Below are 1,184 nucleotides of genomic sequence, written 5' to 3' on the forward strand. Positions count from 1 at the left end.
CGCGGGCGCGGCCAGCGGGCGGCAGCTCGGCCAGCGAGCGGGCGGTCAGGGGCGGGCGAGGCCGAAGCCCGGCAGGTCCAGGGCGATCTTGTTGCCGACGGTCGTGCAGCGGGTGAGCTGGTAGGTCTGCTGGCCGTAGTTGATGCCCGGGCGGACCGTCACCTCGCCGTCCCTGCCGACCTCGCAGGGGTTGCCGAGGATGCACGGCTCGCCGCCGTTGTTGCCGGTGTTGTTGACGCCGACGACCTTGCCGGTGACGGTGTTGACGACCGGGGAGCCGGACGTGCCGCCGATGGTGTCGCAGTCGGCGGTGTAGCGCAGCGAGTCCTTCATCACCCAGCCGGCTTCGTGCAGTTCGTGCACGAAGCCGTCCAGGTCGCAGCTGTAGACGCGCTTCCAGTAGCCGGAGATCACGTTGATGCCGGTGCCCGGCCTGGACCGGGCGGCGTCCACGGTCAACGGCTCGATGCCGTACCGGTCGTCGATGTCCTCGTAGGTCAGGGCCAGTTCGTACAGGGCGATGTCGGTGCCGGTCATGGTGGCGTAGGAGAGGCGGGTCGCCCGCAGGGTGGCGCGGTCACGGCCCGCGGTGTTCAGCAGGGTGAAGGTACGGGTGGAGGGCTCGTCGACCACGACGACGCCCGGTTCGGGCATGCCGCTCTCCAGGCAGTGCCCGTTGGTGAGCACCAGAGCGGGATCGCCGAGTTGGGAGTGGGGCATCCGGACGACGGAACCGGAGCAGTTGCTGAGCGCCACGATGCCTTCGAAGTCGGCGGTGGGCCAGGGGGTCGTGTCCTGGCGTGTCGCGGTCTCGGACGCGACGCCGGACGCGGGTGTGGTGGCGGGTGCGGGCGGGGCGGCGTCCGCCGGGGTGGCCCCGCCCAACACGGCCGTGGCACCGAGCAGGAGGGCGGTGAGGGTGCCGAGGAGCGGGCGTCGGACGTGTGCGGAGCGCACCATGTGGGGGTCCTCTCCCGTACTGCGGATCAAGCAATGACGTGAGCATTATCAGTACGGGAGAACGCGCTGAGTAGGGGTCGGTTACGGCCGCGGGGACGACTGTCAGCCAATCCGGTGCGTCAACGAGCGCGCCCGCCGCAGGATGTGGGAGAGCACGCCGGAAGGCCCACGCCGAGCCCGGCAGCGCGCCGTCCGGCCCGGCGCCGCACGGCACCGGGCCACGG

At 71.5% G+C, this 1,184-nt stretch carries 1 protein-coding gene; it reads right to left on the reverse strand.

Annotated features, from left to right (window positions below; translation table 11 throughout):
* Positions 1-45: 45 nt before the first annotated feature.
* Positions 46-960, reverse strand: a complete 915-nt coding sequence (locus ACYVE9_RS27575; protein WP_461030614.1) for a S1 family peptidase — start codon at positions 958-960, stop codon at positions 46-48.
* Positions 961-1,184: the final 224 nt, after the last annotated feature.

The sequence above is a fragment of the Streptomyces sparsus genome (genome assembly GCF_054776295.1).